Raw genomic sequence first — 18,435 nt, 5'->3', positions numbered from 1 at the left:
GCCCGGTTACATTTCGAACCCGGAAGCTAAGCCTTTCAGCGCCGATGGTACTGCAGGGGGGACCCTGTGGGAGAGTAGGACGCCGCCGAACAATTTTTGGGCCGTGGCCCCTGGATTTCGATCCGGGGGCCACGGCCTTTTTTGCGTTCTGGGTAACGTGGCGTCATGCGCTATGACCTCGTCATTTTCGACAACGACGGTGTGCTCGTCGACAGTGAGCCCATCGCCAACACCATCCTGGCCGCGTACCTGACCGAGCTCGGGCATCCGACGTCGTACGAGGACTCGCTCCGTGACTACATGGGCGCCGCCGTGCACCGGGTGCACGACCTTGTCCTGGAGCGGACTGGGCAGCGGCTGCCCGACGATTTCGACGCGACCCTCCATGCTCGCGTCTTCACCGCCTTCGAACGGGAGTTGGAGGTCGTCGAAGGGGTCGCGGACGCGCTCGGGAAGCTGGCCGCGGACGGGGTTCCGTACTGTGTGGCCTCCTCGGGGAGCCATGAGCGGATACGGGTGGGACATCGGAAGACCGGCCTGGACCGGTGGTTCCGGGACGAGACCATCTTCAGCGCACAGGACGTGGGTCGGGGGAAGCCGGCGCCCGATCTGTTTCTGTACGCCGCCGAGCGCATGGGCGTCGCTCCGGAGCGGTGTGTCGTAGTGGAGGACAGTACGCTGGGGGTTGAGGCGGCGAGGGCGGCCGGGATGGATGTGTACGGATTCACCGCCATGACGCCCGCCGCGAAGTTGGCCGGGACCAAGGGGTACTTCGCGGACATGGCTGAGCTGCCGGGATTGCTCGCCTGATCCATCTACCCATGGGTAGTCGGGCGCCTTACGCTGTGCGGCCATGACGGACGCGCGGTTGCGGCACGGTCGAGGCTCGTTGGCGCTGAGTTTCTTTGTGCAGGGGGTGACCTTTGCGCTGCTGGTGACCCGTATCCCCGCCATCCAGGACCGGTACGGGATATCCGATGGGCTGTTGCCCCTGTTCCTGGCGGCTGTGCCGATCCTGGCCGGTGTCGGCAGTGTGGCGACCGAGAAGCTCGTGGCGCGCGTGCGGCCGGGAGTCGTGCTGCGGTGGTCGCAGCCCGTCGTGCTGTTGTCGCTGCTCGGGGTGGGCGCGGGCAGGGAACTGTGGCAGGTGGCCGTCGCTCTGGGAGCGTTCGGGCTGGCCGTCGGCGGACTGGACGCGTCCATGAACATGCTCGGGGTGAGCCTGCAGCGGGCGTACGAGCGCAGCATCATGCTCGGTTTCCACGCCACGTACAGCCTGGGCGGGATCGCCGGGGCGTCGCTCGCCTGGGCGGGGGCGCACTGGGGTCTGCCGCTCGTGGTGTCTTACCTGCCGGTGGTGGCCGTGCTGTTGCCCGCGGCGCTCATCGGGAGTCGGTGGTACGTCGATGCGGGGCGGGAGAGCCCGGGGCGTCACGAGGACGGGGCGGAGTCTCGTGGCGGGAAGGTCGCCTTCACGGTGCTGCTGCCGCTGTGTCTGGTGATGACGTTCGCGTACATCGGGGACTCGACCGTCTCCAACTGGAGCGCCAAGTACCTCCAGGACGTGCTCGGGAGCTCGGAGGAGTTGGCGACCGTTCCGTACAACGCGTACATGGTGACGACGCTGCTGGGACGGGCCGTCGGGGACCTCGGGGTGCGGCGCTTCGGTGCGGTGGCGGTGGTGCGGGGCGGGGCGGTGCTGGCCGCGGGCGGGTTCGCGGTGGTGGCGGTGGCGCCCGGGGCATGGGTGGGGCTCGCCGGGTTCACTCTGCTGGGGCTTGGGCTGTGTGTGATCGTCCCGCAGACGTTCGCGGCAGCGGGGAGGCTGTACCCGGGCGAGAGTGACGTGGCCGTCGCGCGGCTGAATGTCTTCAACTACGTGGGGTTCTTGATCGGGTCGCCGTTGGTCGGGGCGCTCGGGGATGCGTGGAACTACCGGGGGGCGATGCTGGTCCCGATGGTGTTGGTGCTCGTGACGTTGGTGTATGCCCGGTCGTTCGCGGCGGAGGCCGACCGATACGGTGGCGTTCATGAGCGGCCGCGCACTGTTGATGTGGGACGAGGCGGTAACGAAGTATGACTTCGGTGCCGGCCATCCGATGGATCCGGTACGGCTTGCGCTGACCATCGGGTTGGTGCGGGCGTACGGGCTGGACCGCGCGGTGGACGTGGTGGCGGCGAAGCCGGCCGGGGAGTCGACGCTGCGGCTGGTCCACCGCGAGGACTATGTGGCAGCCGTACGGGCGGCGTCCGCGGACCCGCGGGCCGCGGACCAGTCGTACGGGCTCGGGACGATGGACGACCCGGCCTTCGCCGGCATGCACGAGGTGTCCGCCCTGATCGCCGGGCAGTCGGTGGGTGCAGCGGAGGCGGTGTGGCGAGGGGAGGCCCCGCACGCGGTGAACTTCGCGGGGGGACTGCACCATGCGATGCCGGGGTCGGCGTCCGGGTTCTGCATCTACAACGACGCCTCGCTGGCGATCGCCAGACTGCTGGAGCTGGGGGCGGAGCGAGTCGCGTACGTGGACGTCGACGTACACCACGGGGACGGGGTGCAGACGGCGTTCTGGGACGACCCGAGGGTGCTGACGATTTCCTTGCACGAGCATCCGCGCATGCTGTTCCCGGGTACGGGCTGGCCCCAGGAGACGGGTGGCGCGGGGCCGGCGGAGGGCTCGGCCGTGAACGTGGCGCTGCCGCCGGGGACGGGGGACGAAGGGTGGCTGCGGGCGTTCCACGCGGTGGTCCCTGAGCTGCTGGCCGACTTCCGGCCGCAGGTGCTGGTGACACAGCACGGGGCGGATACCCACTTCGAGGACCCACTGGCGCATCTGGCGGTGTCGCTGGATGCGCAGCGCCTCGTGCAGAAGGCGTGCCACGAGCTTGCGCACGAATGGGTCGAGGGCGGGCGCTGGGTCGCGCTCGGCGGGGGCGGTTACGCGGTGGTGGACGTGGTGCCGAGGTCGTGGACGCATCTCGTGGGGATCGCGGGGCATGCGCCGGTCGACCCCGAGTCGGAGGTTCCGTCGTCATGGCGGGATCAGGTGTACGCGCGGACGCGGCAGTTGGGCCCTGGGCGGATGACGGACGGGCGGACGCCGGGGTGGCGGTCCTGGGAGGACGGGTACGACCCGGCGGACCGGCTGGACCAGGCGGTGCTGGCGACCAGGCGGGCGGTGTTTCCGCTGAGAGGGCTGCTGGCGTAGGGGCCGGCGGCTCGGTGGTGGGGCCGGGCCGGTGCGGGACGAGTGCCTGCGGTCCTGTCGGCAACCTTCTTCGGCTGTTACGCCAACTGTGCGGATTTGCCGGGGTTTTGGGGTGCGAGGGCAAGGGGTGCGGGAGCATCGGGGGGTGTTGAGCAGGGGAGCGCTGCGTGCGCATCTGTTGGCGGCGAGGCTGGCCGGGCCCGTGGCCACGTCGCGGGAGGAGAGCCTGCGCAGCTATCGGCTCTTTGCGGCGCGGGACCCTCGCGTCACGCTCGGGCTCGATCCCGAATGGGTATGGAGCGAGCGCGATTTGATCGCACTGATGGCCGACAAGTGCGGGGTTTCGGGCGACCCCGGTCATGTGTCGGGGCCCGATGTGATCGATCCCGAAAGGACGTTGAGCGGGCTCGATGCGTTCGCCGGGCGGCTGGGCGATGCGGCCGGCCGGCGGGCCCCGGTCCTGTTCGGGACCGGGCATCCGCATCGGTTGCTCGCGTTCTACGCCGAGCTGGCAGACGCTTTGTCGGCGGCAGGCTGTCCTGTACTCACACCGGCGCAGGGGCGATGTGTCGACATAACGACCCGGTTCGGCGTACGCACGTACAACCTCGACTACGTACGAGGAGTCGCGCTGGTGAGAGAACGCGGCGCTTGGGACGCCAGGCGTGACTCCGGCGCGCACACCCACTCACCACTCCCGATTCGGGCCGCTCTGGAAGGGCTGGCCGAGGCCGGCGGGCCGCTGCCCGAGCTGGTGGTGGGGGACCACGGCTGGGTCTGCGGGGCAGGTCAGCTGGGGTTCGATGCCATCGGTCTCGCCGACACGGACGATCCCGCGTTGTTCGTCGGCGAGGCCGAGGGGCGCGTGTCGGTCGCCGTTCCGGTTGATGACGCGGTGCGGTCCGATTACTACCGGCCGCTTACTCGCTATGTACTCAATCGAGCGTGTCTGTCACAGTAAACGGCCGATGGCTGCTCCTCTTCCCCACTCGCACCACACGCCCCTAGTCTGGTGAGTGAGCGCACAGCGACGAAGAGTCACCGGAGGGGAAGCCGGTGTGCGTCGTGTGCGGAAGGTACAGGTGGGTCATGGCTGCTGGCGAGAGGCCTCTCAACGAGGTCAAGTTCCTGACCGTGGCGGAAGTCGCCTCGGTGATGCGCGTGTCGAAGATGACCGTGTACCGGTTGGTGCACAGTGGTCATCTGCCGGCGATTCGGGTGGGCAGGTCCTTCCGGGTCCCGGAGCAAGCGGTTCACGAGTACCTCCGCGAGTCCTTTGTGGGGGTGGAGTCCGCTTGAGGCGCCCCTCGGATTACAGGCTCGGAGCTCGGGCCGGTAGGCTAGGCCGACGTAGGTCGTGTGGGCCCAGACAGCCCCGCACCGAGTGAAGAGAAGTGAGCGAGGGTAGTCGTGGGCTCTGTTATCAAGAAGCGGCGCAAGCGGATGGCTAAGAAGAAGCACCGCAAGCTGCTCAAGCGCACGCGCGTTCAGCGTCGCAACAAGAAGTAAGCGGCGCCTGTCCGTGAAATACGCGGCCCTTCCACCAGCATGGTGGGAGGGTCGCGGTGCGTCGTACGGCGTTGGGGGCAATGAGCCGTGAAGACTGTCCTGCGGTCATCACAGCGCAACATCAACCCGCTACGGTGACGCCTAGGGGAGAACCGAACGGAAGGCGCTGATCTTGGGCAAGGTCGTGCTCGTCACCGGTGTGGCCCGACAGCTCGGGGGCCGCTTCGTACGCCGCATCCAGCGGGATCCCGACGTGGACCGCGTGGTCGGTGTGGACGCGGTGACGCCCGAGCACCATCTCGGCGGTGCCGACTTCGTCCGCGCGGACATCCGCCAGCCGGCCATAGCCCGTGTGCTCGCCGAGTACGGCGTCGACACCGTCGTCCACATGGACGTCACGGGTACGCCGCTGGGCTCGGGCGGCAGGACCTCCGTCAAGGAGACCAACGTCATCGGCACCATGCAGCTGCTCGGTGCCTGCCAGAAGTCGCCCACCGTCAGGCGGCTGGTCGTCAAGTCCAGTACGAGCGTGTACGGCTCCGCGCCCCGAGACCCGGCCGTCTTCACGGAGACCACCCCGCCCAAGTCCCTGCCGAGCGGCGGCTTCGCCAAGGACGCCGTGGAGGTCGAGGGGTACGTACGCGGCTTCGCGCGCCGCAGGCCCGATGTGGCGGTGTGCGTACTGCGCTTCGCGAACATCCTCGGGCCTCGGGCCGACTCCCCGCTCGCCGACTACTTCTCGCTGCCCGTCATGCCGACGGTCTTCGGCTACGACCCGCGGCTTCAGTTCGTCCATGAGGACGATGTCATCGACGTGCTGCGCATCGCTTCCCACGAGCCGCGCCGCGGAACCCTCAACAGCGGCACGTTCAACATCGCGGGTGACGGGGTGCTGCTCCTCTCGCAGTGCTCCCGGAGGCTGGGGCGCCCGACGGTGCCGGTGCTCCTTCCTGCGGTCACCTGGGTGGGCTCCGCGCTGCGTACGGTCGGCGTCACCGACTTCTCCCCGGAGCAGATTCGGCTGCTCACCCACGGCCGGGTGGTGAGCACGGTCCAGATGCGCGAGACCTTGGGCTTCACCCCCGCGTACACGACAGCGGAGACGTTCGCGGAGTTCGCGCGCAGCCGTGCGCCCGGGCTGCTGCCGCCGGAGACCGTGGGCAGGGCGGTGGACAGGCTCGCCGCTCTGCCGGCGGCTGCGGGCTGTACGAAGAAGACCGCGGGCACCGCGGCGACGAGCACCGCGAACAGCACTCAGAGCGCCGGATAACGCCGGATAAGGAGCGCAAGCAACGATGGCGGACGCCAAGGTCATTCCGTTCGACGACGACCGGTCACGCACGGGCGCGTCGCAACGCCCGGTGCGGCGGCGCCCGGGGTCAGGCCGGCGCAAGACTGCGGCCGAGGCGGTGGCGGTGCGCGAGGTGCCCGTCGGCACGGTCCCGGGGCAGCCCGACAGGGAGCAGCCGGGCGTGCAGGGCGCCGGTGCAGCAGGTGCAGGTGCTGCACCGGGTACGGCAGGTGCGGCTCGCGAGACCGGCCCTGTAGGGGACGCAGCGGGCGGCGGCCGGAGCGAGGGAGAGCCGCGCGCGGCGGAGGCGGGCAGTCACGGCTCCCAGGGTGGCCAGGGCGGGCTGGGAGCCTGGGACCGGCGGCTCGCGGGCGGGCTGGCGTTTCTGCGGCGGCGGCTCACCGGCGACTATGAGATCGACGAGTTCGGCTACGACAAGGAGCTCACCGACCAGGTGCTCATGTCACTCGTACGGCCGCTGTACGAGAAGTACTTCCGGGTCGAGGTGAAGGGCATTGAGAACATCCCGTCGGAAGGCGGGGCGCTCGTGGTGGCCAACCACTCCGGGACGCTCCCGCTCGACGGGCTGATGATGCAGGTCGCGGTGCACGACAAGCACCCTGCGGACCGGCATCTGCGACTGCTCGCCGCGGACCTCGTCTTCGTGCTGCCGGTGATGAACGAGCTGGCGCGGAAGGCCGGGCACACGCTGGCGTGCACGGAGGACGCGGAGCGGCTGCTGCAGCAGGGTGAGGTCGTCGGGGTGATGCCCGAGGGCTTCAAGGGCATCGGAAAGCCCTTCAGCGACCGGTACAAGCTGCAGCGCTTCGGGCGGGGCGGCTTTGTGTCCACGGCGCTGCGGGCAGGCGTGCCGATCGTGCCGTGCTCGATCGTCGGGGCGGAGGAGATCTATCCGATGATCGGCAATGCGAAAACGCTGGCGCGGCTGCTGGGGTTCCCGTATTTCCCGCTCACGCCGACCTTCCCGTGGCTGGGGCCGCTCGGGGCGGTGCCGCTGCCGACGAAGTGGACGATCCAGTTCGGGGAGCCGATCCCGACGGACGGTTATCCGCCGGAGGCGGCGGAGGATCCGATGCTGATGTTCAATCTGACGGACCAGGTGCGGGAGCAGATCCAGCACACGCTGTACAAGCTGCTGGTGCAGCGGAGGTCCGTGTTCTTCTGAGTCGCCGAGAAGCGCAAGGCGAGAAGGAAAGGGGAGGGATACGCGGCCCGCGTATCCCTCCCCTTTCCTTTCCTGCCTGGTCGTCCGCCTAGTCGTCGTCCTCGGCGTCGAGGCCGAGGCCCGGAAGCAGGCCCGGCAGCAGCGGCGGGATCGTCACGTCCGGCACAGGGCCGTCCGGGTCGATGCCGGTCGGGGCGGACGGCGTCGTGCTGTTCTGCGGGGGGTTGAGCAGGCCGCCGGTGTTGCCCCCGAGAAGGCCTTCGTCCGCCGTCGAGCCGGATCCCGACGGGTGGGGCCGGGCGCTGCCGTCCGACTGGCCCGCGGAGGGCGAGGACGACGACGGGTGGTCCGTGCCGTACGAACCGGACGGGCCCGCGGGGGCGGCGGTTGACGCTCCTGGGCGCTGGGATCCGCCGCTCTCCTTCTCGGGAGTGCGGGGAAGCAGCGACTGGAGCGGTCCGACTTCCTGGTCTATGGCGTCGAAGACCGAACTCACCTCGTTGCCGACGTCGTTGAGCTGGGCCGGGAGGCGGCTCCGCAGACCGTTCCACGAGTCGCGGTGGGAGCTGGCGAACGAGGACAGGGTCGCGATGGGGCCGAGCGAGCCGTCCCGTTCGTACGCCTGGTGGAGAAGCCGGTGGCCTTCGGTGGCATCGTGGCGCATTCCGGTCAAGGCACGCCTGACCTCGCCGAGCGACTCGTGGTCCAGCTCGCCGGCCCGGGTGCGCTCCATGAGGCGGCGGGCTTCGCTGAGCCGGGTCGAGGCCTGGTCGAGGTAGAGCCCGCCGCGGGCCGCATCGTCGTCGGCCATGCCGAGCTTGAGGTCCTCCATGCCTCGCTTCAGCCCGTAGAGCGAGTCACCGGGGAGGGCGTCGGAACTGGCGGCGGCCACTCCACCGAAGGCGCCCGCGGCGACTCCGACGGTGAGCCCGCCGGCCGCGAGGCCCTTGGACCAGCGGGAGCGCGGGCGGAATTTTCGAAGCGGTGTTGCCCGGTGGGCGCCGCGGCCGGAGGTGCGTCGCTGTTTCGGGACCGCAGGGCCCCCGGACGCACCTCCTTCGGAGGCTGCGCCCTCCAGGAGCATGGCCTCCATGGCGGCAACGAGCTGGGCTCGCTGCACCACCTTGACCTCGGGATCCAACTGGGGCTTCGACAGATCGCCGAGGCCGTTCGCCAGGGCCAACAGCCGTCCCTGCTCGGCCGGTTCGGCCGAATCATCGGGCTGCTCGGCCGCCGCGCCCCGGAGCGTCTGATTCTCCAGGGCCTGGGCGAAGGCGTTCGCCCGCCGGTGCGCCGAAACGTTCGCGATCACTGGCGGCACCTCCTCTCGTCATGACGGTCGACTCCCCGGGAGGTCCGGAAGGTTGCATGCCTTGAGTACAACCACACGATCGAGTGAGTGGTCGCGGGCATAGCGTGACCGCAGGGAGCCTGCATTCCGCATAACGAGCGGCTCGGCAGTTGGGTTACGCGCGAAGGATGATCGGACCAGTGCGTCATCAGCCGCTCACGGGTGGTGAGTTGAAGGGACGGGGCAGCGTGGGGGGCTTGATGTGGGGAGACTGGTTCGTGGGGGGACGTTCGTGGCGGAGCAGGGGGGATCCGTGGGGCGCCAGCAGTGCTCGGAGGGCCAGCGGGCGGTCAGCGGGCGTCGTCGGGGAGGAGCCTTGCCAGCGTACGGACGGCGCGGTACTGGAGAGTCTTGATCGCGCCTTCGTTCTTGCCCATCACGCGTGCGGTCTCGGCCACCGACATCCCTTGCAGGAAGCGGAGTGTGACGCATTCCTGCTGCTGAGGATTGAGCTTGCGCACGGCCTCGAGCAGTGCTGCGTTCGAGAGCGACTCGAGGACCGACTCCTCTGGGCTGCGTTCGACCTCGTTGGCGTCGAGCATCTCGCCGGTGGTCACTTCCAGTCGGAAGCGGCTCGACTTGAAATGGTCGGCGACCAGGTTGCGCGCGATCGTGACGAGCCAGGCGCCGAAGTCGCGTCCCTGCCAGGTGAAGGTGGAGATACGGCGCAGGGCGCGCAGGAAGGTCTCGCTGGTGAGGTCCTCCGCCGTCGCCTTGCCGCCGACGCGGTAGTAGATGTAGCGGTAGACGGTGTCGCTGTACTGGTCGTACAGCCGGCCGAAGGCCTCGGCCTCGCCGGCCTGGGCGCGCTCGACGAGCTCCATCATGCGCGCGCTGTCGCTGTCGGCGCTGGGGCGGCGGGCGGTGGTCGAGGTGCCGGCGCCCCCACGGCCACCCCGTCTCCCGACCGCCGCACCGCCGTCCGCCAGGGCGTAGCAGGGGCCGGCAGGGCCGAGGGCGGCAGGGCCCGGCGCGGCAAAGGCGGGGCCGGCGTACGCGGTGGGGACGAAACCGCGCAAGTGGTCGGCGACCGTTGCGCGGAGCGTAGCCAGGCCCGAGGCGTCAACCCCGACGTGTGGGTACACGGGACTCCCAGAGGCAGAGCTTCCATCACGGGCAGTGCGGGACCGTTCACTCGTCGTGACGATGCGGCGGGTCCTTGATGCGTCTGAGGAGAATAACGCTTCGTACAGGCAGCGCTACACCCAGTTGCTCAAATCATCGATTCCGTTGCTTCTGTTACGAGATAGCAGCGAATCGAGTCGCGGATTGTGATCGGTTATTGATCGGATTACTTCGCGATCTGCTGCAGCGCGTGATGGGTTGTGCCCATGTGTCCGTAACAGGACTGGCGGGACTCGCGGATGGGCAGGAGAACCGGAATGCGGCGCGGCGCGCGTCGCGGACGCCGTGGTGCCGATGGTGCACCCGTCGGGGGCCTACGCGGGCGTGGGTGCCCACCCGTGGCCGCGTGCGTCAGCGACGGCGGCGGTGCAGGGCGACGGCTGCCGCCGTGCCGCCCGCCAGTGCCCCGACGCCCGCAGCGGCCGGAATGCCGACCTTGGCCGCCTTGCGGCCCGTCCGGTAGTCGCGCAGCCGCCATTCGCGCTCGCGCGCGTGCTTGCGCAGCTTGGTGTCCGGGTTGATCGCGTACGGGTGCCCGACGAGCGAGAGCATCGGGATGTCGTTGTGCGAGTCGCTGTACGCCGCACAGCGGGCCAGGTCCAGGTTCTCGCCCGCCGCCAGGGCGCGCACCGCCTCCGCCTTTGCGGGGCCGTGCAGCGGCTCGCCGACCAGCTTCCCGGTGTACACGCCGTCGACGGACTCGGCGACCGTGCCGAGCGCGCCGGTCAGGCCGAGCCTGCGGGCGATGATCGTCGCGGTCTCGACGGGCGCGGCGGTGACCAGCCACACCTTCTGGCCCGCGTCGAGGTGGGCCTGGGCCAGGGCGCGAGTACCGGGCCAGATGCGGTCGGCCATGTACTCGTCGTAGATCTCCTCGCCGATCGACATCAGCTCGGAGACGCGGTGGCCCTTGACGATGGACAGCGCGGACTCGCGTACGTCCTGCATGTGCTCCGGGTCCTCGACCCCGGCGAGCCGGAACCACGTCTGCTGCCAGGCGAACCGCGCCAGCTCGCGGCGCTGGAAGAACTTCCGCTTGTACAGGCCACGGCCGAAGTGGAAGATCGCCGCGCCTTGCATGACCGTGTTGTCGAGGTCGAAGAAGGCTGCGGCGCGGACGTCCCCGACGACCGGGAAGTCCGCCTCCCTGCGCCTGGCGGCGGCGGTGTCCGGGGCCTCGGTCTCCGTGTCCGCCTCGAACTGCTGCGAGGTCTTGCGTGCTGCTTCGGCGGCGGCCTCGCCTGCGAGGACGCTCCGGGCGGTCGCGGAGCGCCTGCGTGGGGTGAGCCATCCCAGTGCGGCCATGACGTGAGCATAGCCAGTCAGTTCGGAACTTCCCGACTCGCGGGGATGCGAAGTCGTGAACTCTGGGCGGCCGGATTGTTAAACCCGACCGTTCGGACGCGCCGCCCCGGGCGCGGGAACGGGCGGAGAATGGGGGGCATGAGTCCTCTGCTGCGGCGTACGAAGAAGAAGGCCGGCGACCGGGTCGTGACCTTGATCGGGAAGCCCGGGTGTCATCTCTGTGACGATGCGCGGGCCGTGATCGAGGAGGTCTGCGCGGAGACGGGCGCCGCGTGGGAGGAGAGGGACATCACGCAGGACGAGGAGTTGCACCGGGAGTACTGGGAGCAGATTCCGGTCGTCCTGGTGGACGGTGAGCAGCACACGTTCTGGCGTGTGGACGCGGGCCGGCTCCGCCGCGAACTGGGGGCCTGACGCGAAAGGCGGTTACCATCGTGGGCGTTTTGTTGGGGTCGCGGGGGCAGAGTCGTAAGGAGTGTGCAGCGCTTTGCCCCCTTTGGGTTCTCTACGGACGGAAGCGGTTCAGGGTTCCCGGATCGCGCGTCCGGTCCGCGTGACCCCGGTCACTTTGCTCGGACAAAGCGGACACCATCTTTGTGCACGCGTTCACAAAGACATAGCCTGCATTCGACGGGGCGGTCTTGGGACGTACGGCCGCCTGCAGCCTCGCTCATCCCGCAGGAGCACCGTGGCAACTGGCCGAACTCACCGACCGGCGACCCGTAGCCGAGGAATCCCCGAGGCCACGGTCGCCCGGCTTCCGCTGTATCTGCGCGCGCTGACCGCACTGTCGGAGCGTTCCGTGCCGACGGTCTCCTCCGAGGAGCTCGCGGCCGCGGCGGGGGTCAACTCCGCGAAGCTGCGGAAGGACTTCTCCTACCTCGGCTCGTACGGAACCCGGGGCGTCGGCTACGACGTCGAGTACCTCGTCTACCAGATCTCCCGCGAGCTCGGCCTCACCCAGGACTGGCCGGTCGTGATCGTCGGTATCGGTAACCTCGGCGCCGCCCTCGCGAACTACGGCGGGTTCGCCTCGCGTGGCTTCCGTGTCGCCGCCCTGATCGACGCCGACCCGGCGATGGCAGGAAAGCCGGTCGCCGGGATTCCCGTCCAGCACACGGACGAGCTGGAGAAGATCATCTCGGACAACGGTGTCTCCATCGGGGTCATCGCGACCCCCGCGGGCGCCGCCCAGCAGGTGTGCGACCGACTGGTCGCCGCCGGCGTCACGTCCATCCTCAACTTCGCCCCGACCGTGCTGACGGTGCCGGACGGCGTCGACGTACGCAAGGTCGACCTGTCGATCGAGCTGCAGATCCTCGCGTTCCACGAGCAGCGCAAGGCAGGTGAGGAGCTGGAGGCGGAGGGCGCCACGGCGCCTGCCGCGTCCTCCGTGCCGCCCGTCGCGTCCGCGTCGCCCGCGGCGCGAGGAACCACCGGTGCGGCCACGGGCCGGAAGGGACCCGACGGGGACGTCCCCGCCGTGATGCCGGCATGAGCCTCCTGGTCGTCGGACTCAGTCACCGCAGCGCCCCGGTCAGCGTGCTGGAGCGGGCCTCGCTGTCCGCGGACACGCAGGTCAAGCTGCTGCAGGACACCCTTGCTGCGGATCCCGCGGCCGAGGCGTCCGTCCTCGCCACCTGCAATCGCATCGAGCTCTACGCCGACGTCGACAAGTTCCACGCCGGCGTCGCCGAGCTGTCCACCCTGCTCGCCCAGCACAGCGGCGTCGGGCTGGAGGAGCTCACTCCTTATCTGTACGTGCACTACGAGGACCGTGCCGTCCACCATCTCTTCTCGGTGGCCTGCGGTCTCGACTCCATGGTCGTCGGCGAGGGGCAGATCCTCGGCCAGATCAAGGACGCCCTCGCCCTCGGTCAGGATCTGCACACCGCGGGCCGGCTGCTGAACGACCTCTTCCAGCAGTCGCTGCGGGTCGGCAAGCGGGCCCACAGTGAGACCGGGATCGACCGGGCCGGGCAGTCGCTCGTCACGTTCGGCCTCGAGCAGCTGTCGTGCGGCGCGCCCGTGGACGAGTGGGCGGCGGGCAAGCGGGCGCTGGTCATCGGCGCCGGTTCGATGTCGTCGCTCGCCGCGGCGACGCTGGCGCGGGCGGGGGTCGCGGAGATCGTCGTCGCCAACCGTACGCAGGAGCGGGCCGAGCGGCTCGTGCAGATCCTGACCGAGTCCGGGGGCGCCACCAGGCGAAGCTCCGGGGGAGGCACCGGAGTCGCCGCGCGGGCCGTGTCCATGGACGCGGTCGCGGACGAACTGACACGAGTCGACGTCGTGGTGTCCTGCACCGGCGCGACGGGGCTGGTGCTGACGGCCGAGGCCGTCGCCGAAGCCCTCGGCGAGGCCGTGCCCGGCGGTGTGTCGGACGCGGTCGCCGCCACGGACACGGTCGAGCACGCCGCGGAGACGGTCGCAGTCGTCACGGACGCGGACGCGGAGGTCATCGCGCGGCTCGCCGGGTTCGAGCGCGTCGCCGAGAACCCCGCCCTCCTCGCCGAGGACGGGTGCCCGGTCGGGCTCGACGACACCGCCGCCGCTGCGGCAGCCGGACTGCCGGCCGACGACATGGGCCTGCACGGCGCCTGGGTGGAGAATGCCGCGGCCGACCGCCGTGGTGCCCCGGGACGTCGTGCCGTCCGCGCGCAGAGCACCGGCCCGGTCCGCCTGGCGCTCCTCGACCTCGCCATGCCCCGGGACATCGACGCCGCCGTGCACCGGATCCCCGGCGTCCGTCTCGTCGACATCGAGTCGCTCGCCGAGGCGTCCGCGGACGCCCCGATGGCCGACGACGTCGACCAGGTGCGCACGATCGTCGGCGACGAGGTCGCCGCCTTCGGCGCCGCGCAGCGCGCCGCGCACATCACGCCGACCGTGATCGCCCTGCGCACCATGGCCGCCGATGTGGTGGCCGGCGAGGTCGCACGGCTGGAGGGGCGCCTTCCCGACCTGGACGAGAAGCAGCGCGCGGAGATCGCCCAGACCGTGCGCCGCGTCGTCGACAAGCTGCTGCACGCGCCCACCGTGCGGATCAAGCAGCTCGCCGCGGAGCCGGGCGGTGCCGGGTACGCGGACGCGCTGCGCACACTTTTCGACCTCGACCCGGAGACGGTCGCATCCGTCAGCCGGGCCGACCTGAACGACGCCGACGTCAAGAACCGAGGGCGAGTATGACCGAGAGGGCCGAGAAGGCTTTGAGGCTGGGGACCAGGCGCAGCAAGCTCGCCATGGCCCAGTCCGGGCAGGTGGCGGAGGCGGTGACCAGGCTGACCGGACGTCCCGTGGAGCTCGTCGAGATCACCACGTACGGCGACACCTCGCGCGAGCACCTCGCGCAGATCGGCGGCACCGGTGTGTTCGTCACCGCGCTCCGCGACGCGCTGCTCGCGGGAGAGGTGGACTTCGCGGTGCACTCGCTGAAGGACCTGCCGACCGCGCAGCCCGACAACCTGGTGCTGGCCGCGATTCCGCGTCGTGAGGACCCGCGTGACGTGCTCGTGGCGCGGGACGGGCTGACGCTCGACCGGCTGCCGTCGGGTGCCCGGGTCGGCACCGGCTCGCCGCGCCGGATGGCGCAGCTCAACGCGTACGCGCGTTCCCACGGGCTGCGGATCGAGACCGTGCCGATCCGCGGGAACATCGACACCCGGGTCGGATACGTACGAAACGGCGAGCTGGACGCCGTGGTGCTTGCCGCGGCCGGGCTGAACCGTATCGGCAGGATCGCGGACGTGACCGACTTCCTGTCGGTCGACGCGGTGCTGCCCGCCCCCGGCCAGGGGGCCCTGGCGATCGAGTGCCTCTCGGCGAACGCCGATCTCGCCGCCACGCTCGCGGAGCTCGACGACCCGCACACGCGGGCCGCCGTGACTGCCGAGCGGTCCCTGCTCGCCGCCCTGGAGGCCGGCTGCAGCGCACCTGTGGGTGCGCTGGCCGACCTGCTGGCCGACGGACAGGTTGTTCATGAGATGCGCCTGCGCGGTGTCGTCGGTACGACCGACGGATCCACGCTGGTGCAGCTGTCCACCACCGGTCCCGTACCCACGTCGCACGACGACGCGGTGGCGCTCGGTCGCGAACTCGCGGCCGAGATGCTCGCCAAGGGTGCGGCCGGTCTTATGGGGGAGCGAGCACTTTGAGCCCCACCACTGCCACCTCTGCCGCTTCGGCGTACTCCGCTTCCGGGCACGTCACCTTCCTCGGCGCCGGTCCCGGCGACCCGGGGCTGCTGACACTGCGCGCCGTGGAGGCGCTGTCGGGCGCGGACGTGCTGATCGCCGAGCCCGATGTCCTCGAAGTCGTTAGCGGCCATGCGAGGGCGGGCGTGAGCACGCCTGAGCTGACGGTTGTTGACGATGCGTCAACGACCGTCGGTGTCCCCGTGTTGAGGGATGCGACCAATCTTGTCATGGAGGCTGTGAGGGGCGGCAAGCGGGTCGTCCGTGCGGTGAGCGGTGACCCCGGGCTCGAAGGCGACGCCTGTCAGGAGATGCTCGCGTGCGCGGCGGCAGGCATTCCGTTCGAGGTCGTGCCGGGCGTTGCGACGGCGGTCGGCGTGCCCGCGTACGCCGGAGTGCCGCTGCGCGACGCGCAGGGCACCGATGTGCGCTTCATCGACGCGCGCACGGCCGACGCCCGGTGCTGGACCGAGGTCGGGGCGTCGGACGGGACCGTCGTCGTGTCGACGTCCCTGGACGCGGTGGCGGCCGCGGCGGGTGAGCTGGTGGCGGCCGGGCGCAAGCCCGACACCCCGCTGACCGTGACCGTCGCCGGTACGACGACGCGTCAGCGGACATGGACGGCCACGCTCGGGACCATTGCGCAGGTCTTCAAGCAGGGGAAGGTGCTGCCCTCGCCCGAGGGCCACCGGCCCGTCATAGCCGTGGTCGGCGAGCGATGTGCCCCGGCCCAGCGTGACCAGCTCGCGTGGTTCGAGTCCAAGCCGCTGTTCGGCTGGAAGGTCCTCGTACCGCGTACGAAGGAGCAGGCTGCCTCGCTCTCCGACCAGCTTCGTTCGTACGGGGCGGTGCCGCACGAGGTGCCGACGATCGCCGTCGAGCCGCCGCGGACGCCGCAGCAGATGGAGCGCGCGGTCAAGGGGCTGGTCACCGGGCGGTACGAGTGGATCGCCTTCACGTCACTGAACGCCGTCAAGGCGGTGCGCGAGAAGTTCGAGGAGTACGGGCTCGACGCCCGTGCCTTCGCCGGGATCAAGGTCGCGGCGGTGGGCGAGCAGACCGCGAAGGCCCTGGTCGAGTTCGGTGTGAAGCCGGACCTGGTGCCGAGCGGGGAGCAGTCGGCCGCCGGACTGCTGGAGGACTGGCCGCCGTACGACCCGGTCTTCGACCCGATCGACCGGGTGTTCCTGCCGCGGGCCGACATCGCCACGGAGACGCTGGTGGCGGGCCTGATCGAGCTCGGGTGGGAGGTCGACGACGTCACGGCGTACCGGACCGTGCGGGCGTCGCCGCCGCCGGCCGAGACGCGCGAGGCGATCAAGGGTGGCGGGTTCGACGCGGTGCTGTTCACGTCGTCCTCCACGGTGCGGAACCTGGTGGGGATCGCCGGGAAGCCGCACAACGTGACGGTCATCGCCTGCATCGGTCCCGCGACCGCGAAGACCGCGGAGGAGCACGGGCTGCGGGTGGACGTGCTGTCGCCGGAGCCCTCGGTGCACAAGCTGGCGGAGGCGCTGGCGGAGTTCGGGGCGCGGCGGCGTGAGGCGGCGATGGAGGCCGGGGATCCGGTGACGCGGCCGAGCGAGCGCAGGCCTGGAGCGCGCAGGCGCCGCACGACGTGAGGTAACGCGGGGGGCTCTGCCCCGCCCCCCGTCGTACGTAGCCCGGGGTTGCCCGCCCACCTGTTGTGGACGCACGCCCTGACTGTTGTGGGCAGTCGTTCCGCAGGGCGGAACGGGTCGGCACAACCCCCGGTGCCGGGTGTCGATTCGGTCGGGGCCGACCCCGGTGGGCCTGGGGCACCCGTCCCGGTGGGGCCGCAAGCTTTGTGGGGCCCGGCCCCCCGGTGGGCCCGGGCCACGCCCGGTGGGTGGGGTCGGGTGCCCTCCGGGGTACCTCCTCGGATTCGGTTGGGCGAGCAGGGGCACCCCGCGCAAGCTGCCGAATCCTGCGGGAGCACCCCTGCGGACCCCCTCCCGGGCCGGTGGGCCCCGCTCCGCTCCGGCGCGGTGTCGGCAAAAGCCCTCCTCGCCGCGGCGTAGCGTGGACGTATGACTGTGTACGGCTCCTTCCCCGGCTCGCGGCCGCGTCGGCTGCGTACGACCCCCGCAATGCGGCGCATGGTCGCCGAGACCCGCCTGAATCCGGCTGATCTGATCCTCCCGGCGTTCGTACGGGAGGGCGTGACGGAGCCGGTGCCGATCGCGGCGATGCCGGGCGTTGTGCAGCACTCGCTGGACACGCTGCGCAAGGCCGCGGTGGAGGCCCGGGAGGCGGGAGTCTCCGGGATCATGCTCTTCGGCGTGCCCGAGGACGCGAAGAAGGACGCGGCCGGGACGGCGGGCACCGATCCGGACGGGATTCTGCAGGTCGCCATCCGTGCGGTGAAGGCCGAGGTGGGCGACGAACTCGTCATCATGTCCGACCTGTGCCTGGACGAGTACACGGATCACGGGCACTGCGGTGTGCTGGACGAGGCCGGACGCGTCGACAACGACGCCACGCTCGAGCGGTATGCGGAGATGGCCCAGGTCCAGGCCGACGCCGGCGTCCATGTGGTTGGTCCCAGCGGAATGATGGACGGTCAGGTCGGCGTCATCCGCGATGCGCTGGACACCATCGGCAAGGAGGACGTGGCGATCCTCGCGTACACCGCCAAGTACTCGTCGGCCTTCTACGGGCCGTTCCGGGAGGCCGTCGCGTCGTCGCTGAAGGGCGACCGCAAGACCTACCAGCAGGACCCGGCCAATCTGCGCGAGTCCATGCGGGAGTTGGCGCTGGATCTGGAGGAGGGCGCCGACATGGTGATGGTCAAGCCGGCGGGTCCCTATCTGGACGTGCTGGCGCGCGTCGCGGACGCGGTCGACGTGCCCGTGGCCGCGTACCAGATCAGTGGTGAGTACGCGATGGTCGAGGCCGCGGCCGAGAAGGGCTGGATCGACCGCGACAAGGCGATCCTGGAGACGCTGACGGGGATCCGCCGCGCGGGTGCGCAGATGATCCTCACGTACTGGGCGACGGAGGTCGCGCAGAAGCTCGGCCGCTGAGCCGACGCCCTTTCCCTTACGGTGAGAGCCCCGCTGGTCCGGTGAGCAGCGGGGCTTTCGTCGTTCCTCAGGACGCAATGGGCCAAGGCCCGTTCCGTCCGGTTGATCTCTCTTCTGGTCGGCTCCTGGAGCCGCGAGAGTAGGTGCTGTCACCGGGCGCACACCCGAAACAGAGCTTTACAGCTGCACCTGCAGGGCAGCTGTCGGCGGCCGAGGTGTGATCCC

General features: G+C 70.3%; 17 protein-coding genes and 1 rRNA gene. 15 read left to right on the top strand and 3 right to left on the bottom strand.

Going from position 1 to position 18,435, the window contains the following annotated elements; translation table 11 throughout:
- The 9 genes from rrf to ABT078_RS33615 all read left to right on the top strand — a co-directional run.
- A 5S ribosomal RNA gene (rrf, locus tag ABT078_RS33655) occupies positions 1–91 on the top strand; the annotation flags it as partial.
- 74 nt (positions 92–165) lie between these two features.
- A complete protein-coding gene (locus ABT078_RS33650) occupies positions 166–810 on the top strand; it encodes an HAD family hydrolase (RefSeq protein ID WP_351234560.1) in 645 nt (214 codons plus the stop codon).
- A 43-nt stretch (positions 811–853) separates the two neighbouring features.
- The gene (locus tag ABT078_RS33645) at positions 854–2,080 is read left to right on the top strand and encodes an MFS transporter (RefSeq protein ID WP_351234558.1); all 1,227 of its coding nucleotides are present in this window, start codon (positions 854–856) and stop codon (positions 2,078–2,080) included.
- A complete protein-coding gene (locus ABT078_RS33640; RefSeq protein ID WP_351234556.1) occupies positions 2,031–3,206 on the top strand; it encodes an acetoin utilization protein AcuC in 1,176 nt (391 codons plus the stop codon). The genes ABT078_RS33645 and ABT078_RS33640 overlap by 50 nt, the downstream gene beginning before the upstream one ends.
- A gap of 145 nt (positions 3,207–3,351) precedes the next feature.
- Positions 3,352–4,167: a phosphatase gene (locus tag ABT078_RS33635; protein ID WP_351234553.1), complete on the top strand. Its 816-nt coding sequence runs from the start codon at positions 3,352–3,354 to the stop codon at positions 4,165–4,167.
- 128 nt (positions 4,168–4,295) lie between these two features.
- Entirely contained in the window at positions 4,296–4,505 is a 210-nt protein-coding gene (locus ABT078_RS33630; RefSeq protein WP_158687078.1) for a helix-turn-helix domain-containing protein, read from the top strand.
- 111 nt (positions 4,506–4,616) lie between these two features.
- Positions 4,617–4,715, top strand: coding sequence for a 30S ribosomal protein bS22 (locus ABT078_RS33625; protein WP_003948845.1), 99 nt, complete (start codon positions 4,617–4,619; stop codon positions 4,713–4,715).
- A 172-nt stretch (positions 4,716–4,887) separates the two neighbouring features.
- A complete protein-coding gene (locus ABT078_RS33620) occupies positions 4,888–5,985 on the top strand; it encodes an NAD-dependent epimerase/dehydratase family protein (RefSeq protein ID WP_351234551.1) in 1,098 nt (365 codons plus the stop codon).
- Positions 5,986–6,010: 25 nt separating this feature from the next.
- Positions 6,011–7,192 carry a lysophospholipid acyltransferase family protein gene (locus tag ABT078_RS33615; protein WP_351234547.1) on the top strand — a complete coding sequence of 394 codons (1,182 nt, stop codon included), beginning with the start codon at positions 6,011–6,013 and terminating at the stop codon, positions 7,190–7,192.
- A gap of 88 nt (positions 7,193–7,280) precedes the next feature.
- Here ABT078_RS33615 and ABT078_RS33610 read toward each other — a convergent pair whose 3' ends face one another.
- From ABT078_RS33610 to ABT078_RS33600, 3 genes are all read right to left on the bottom strand, one after another.
- Positions 7,281–8,504: a DUF5667 domain-containing protein gene (locus tag ABT078_RS33610; protein WP_351234545.1), complete on the bottom strand. Its 1,224-nt coding sequence runs from the start codon at positions 8,502–8,504 to the stop codon at positions 7,281–7,283.
- A gap of 329 nt (positions 8,505–8,833) precedes the next feature.
- Positions 8,834–9,628, bottom strand: a complete 795-nt coding sequence (locus tag ABT078_RS33605) for an ECF subfamily RNA polymerase sigma factor, BldN family (protein ID WP_351234543.1) — start codon at positions 9,626–9,628, stop codon at positions 8,834–8,836.
- Positions 9,629–10,019: 391 nt separating this feature from the next.
- Positions 10,020–10,973 carry an HAD family hydrolase gene (locus ABT078_RS33600; protein ID WP_351234541.1) on the bottom strand — a complete coding sequence of 318 codons (954 nt, stop codon included), beginning with the start codon at positions 10,971–10,973 and terminating at the stop codon, positions 10,020–10,022.
- A gap of 138 nt (positions 10,974–11,111) precedes the next feature.
- Here ABT078_RS33600 and ABT078_RS33595 point away from each other — a divergent pair, with 138 nt between their 5' ends.
- The 6 genes from ABT078_RS33595 to hemB all read left to right on the top strand — a co-directional run bounded on the left by ABT078_RS33595 (position 11,112) and on the right by hemB (position 18,210).
- The gene (locus ABT078_RS33595) at positions 11,112–11,387 is read left to right on the top strand and encodes a glutaredoxin family protein (RefSeq protein WP_351234539.1); all 276 of its coding nucleotides are present in this window, start codon (positions 11,112–11,114) and stop codon (positions 11,385–11,387) included.
- Between the two features lie 274 nt (positions 11,388–11,661).
- On the top strand, positions 11,662–12,471 hold the full coding sequence (locus ABT078_RS33590) for a redox-sensing transcriptional repressor Rex (RefSeq protein WP_351234537.1): 810 nt from the start codon (positions 11,662–11,664) through the stop codon (positions 12,469–12,471).
- Complete coding sequence (locus tag ABT078_RS33585) at positions 12,468–14,159, top strand: glutamyl-tRNA reductase (RefSeq protein ID WP_351234535.1); 1,692 nt, start codon at positions 12,468–12,470, stop codon at positions 14,157–14,159. Before ABT078_RS33590 ends, ABT078_RS33585 begins: the two co-directional genes overlap by 4 nt.
- A complete protein-coding gene (gene hemC, locus ABT078_RS33580) occupies positions 14,156–15,124 on the top strand; it encodes a hydroxymethylbilane synthase (RefSeq protein WP_351234533.1) in 969 nt (322 codons plus the stop codon). Before ABT078_RS33585 ends, hemC begins: the two co-directional genes overlap by 4 nt.
- Positions 15,121–16,785: a bifunctional uroporphyrinogen-III C-methyltransferase/uroporphyrinogen-III synthase gene (locus ABT078_RS33575; RefSeq protein ID WP_351234531.1), complete on the top strand. Its 1,665-nt coding sequence runs from the start codon at positions 15,121–15,123 to the stop codon at positions 16,783–16,785. The genes hemC and ABT078_RS33575 overlap by 4 nt, the downstream gene beginning before the upstream one ends.
- Before the next feature lie 429 nt (positions 16,786–17,214).
- Positions 17,215–18,210, top strand: coding sequence for a porphobilinogen synthase (gene hemB, locus ABT078_RS33570; RefSeq protein WP_351234529.1), 996 nt, complete (start codon positions 17,215–17,217; stop codon positions 18,208–18,210).
- Positions 18,211–18,435 lie beyond the last annotated feature (225 nt).

Source organism: Streptomyces sp. NPDC002133, from assembly GCF_040296405.1.
GTDB lineage: Bacteria > Actinomycetota > Actinomycetes > Streptomycetales > Streptomycetaceae > Streptomyces.
This window is presented reverse-complemented; position numbering and strand designations above follow the sequence as displayed.

Bases quoted from the DNA above. Each gene is read 5' to 3' on its own strand.
- ABT078_RS33650 (WP_351234560.1), top strand. From the start codon at position 166: ATGCGCTATGACCTCGTCATTTTCGACAACGACGGTGTGCTCGTCGAC.
- ABT078_RS33645 (WP_351234558.1), top strand. From the start codon at position 854: ATGACGGACGCGCGGTTGCGGCACGGTCGAGGCTCGTTGGCGCTGAGT.
- ABT078_RS33640 (WP_351234556.1), top strand. From the start codon at position 2,031: ATGAGCGGCCGCGCACTGTTGATGTGGGACGAGGCGGTAACGAAGTAT.
- ABT078_RS33630 (WP_158687078.1), top strand. From the start codon at position 4,296: ATGGCTGCTGGCGAGAGGCCTCTCAACGAGGTCAAGTTCCTGACCGTG.
- ABT078_RS33615 (WP_351234547.1), top strand. From the start codon at position 6,011: ATGGCGGACGCCAAGGTCATTCCGTTCGACGACGACCGGTCACGCACG.
- ABT078_RS33600 (WP_351234541.1), bottom strand. From the start codon at position 10,973: ATGGCCGCACTGGGATGGCTCACCCCACGCAGGCGCTCCGCGACCGCC.
- ABT078_RS33595 (WP_351234539.1), top strand. From the start codon at position 11,112: ATGAGTCCTCTGCTGCGGCGTACGAAGAAGAAGGCCGGCGACCGGGTC.
- ABT078_RS33585 (WP_351234535.1), top strand. From the start codon at position 12,468: ATGAGCCTCCTGGTCGTCGGACTCAGTCACCGCAGCGCCCCGGTCAGC.
- hemC (WP_351234533.1), top strand. From the start codon at position 14,156: ATGACCGAGAGGGCCGAGAAGGCTTTGAGGCTGGGGACCAGGCGCAGC.
- hemB (WP_351234529.1), top strand. From the start codon at position 17,215: ATGACTGTGTACGGCTCCTTCCCCGGCTCGCGGCCGCGTCGGCTGCGT.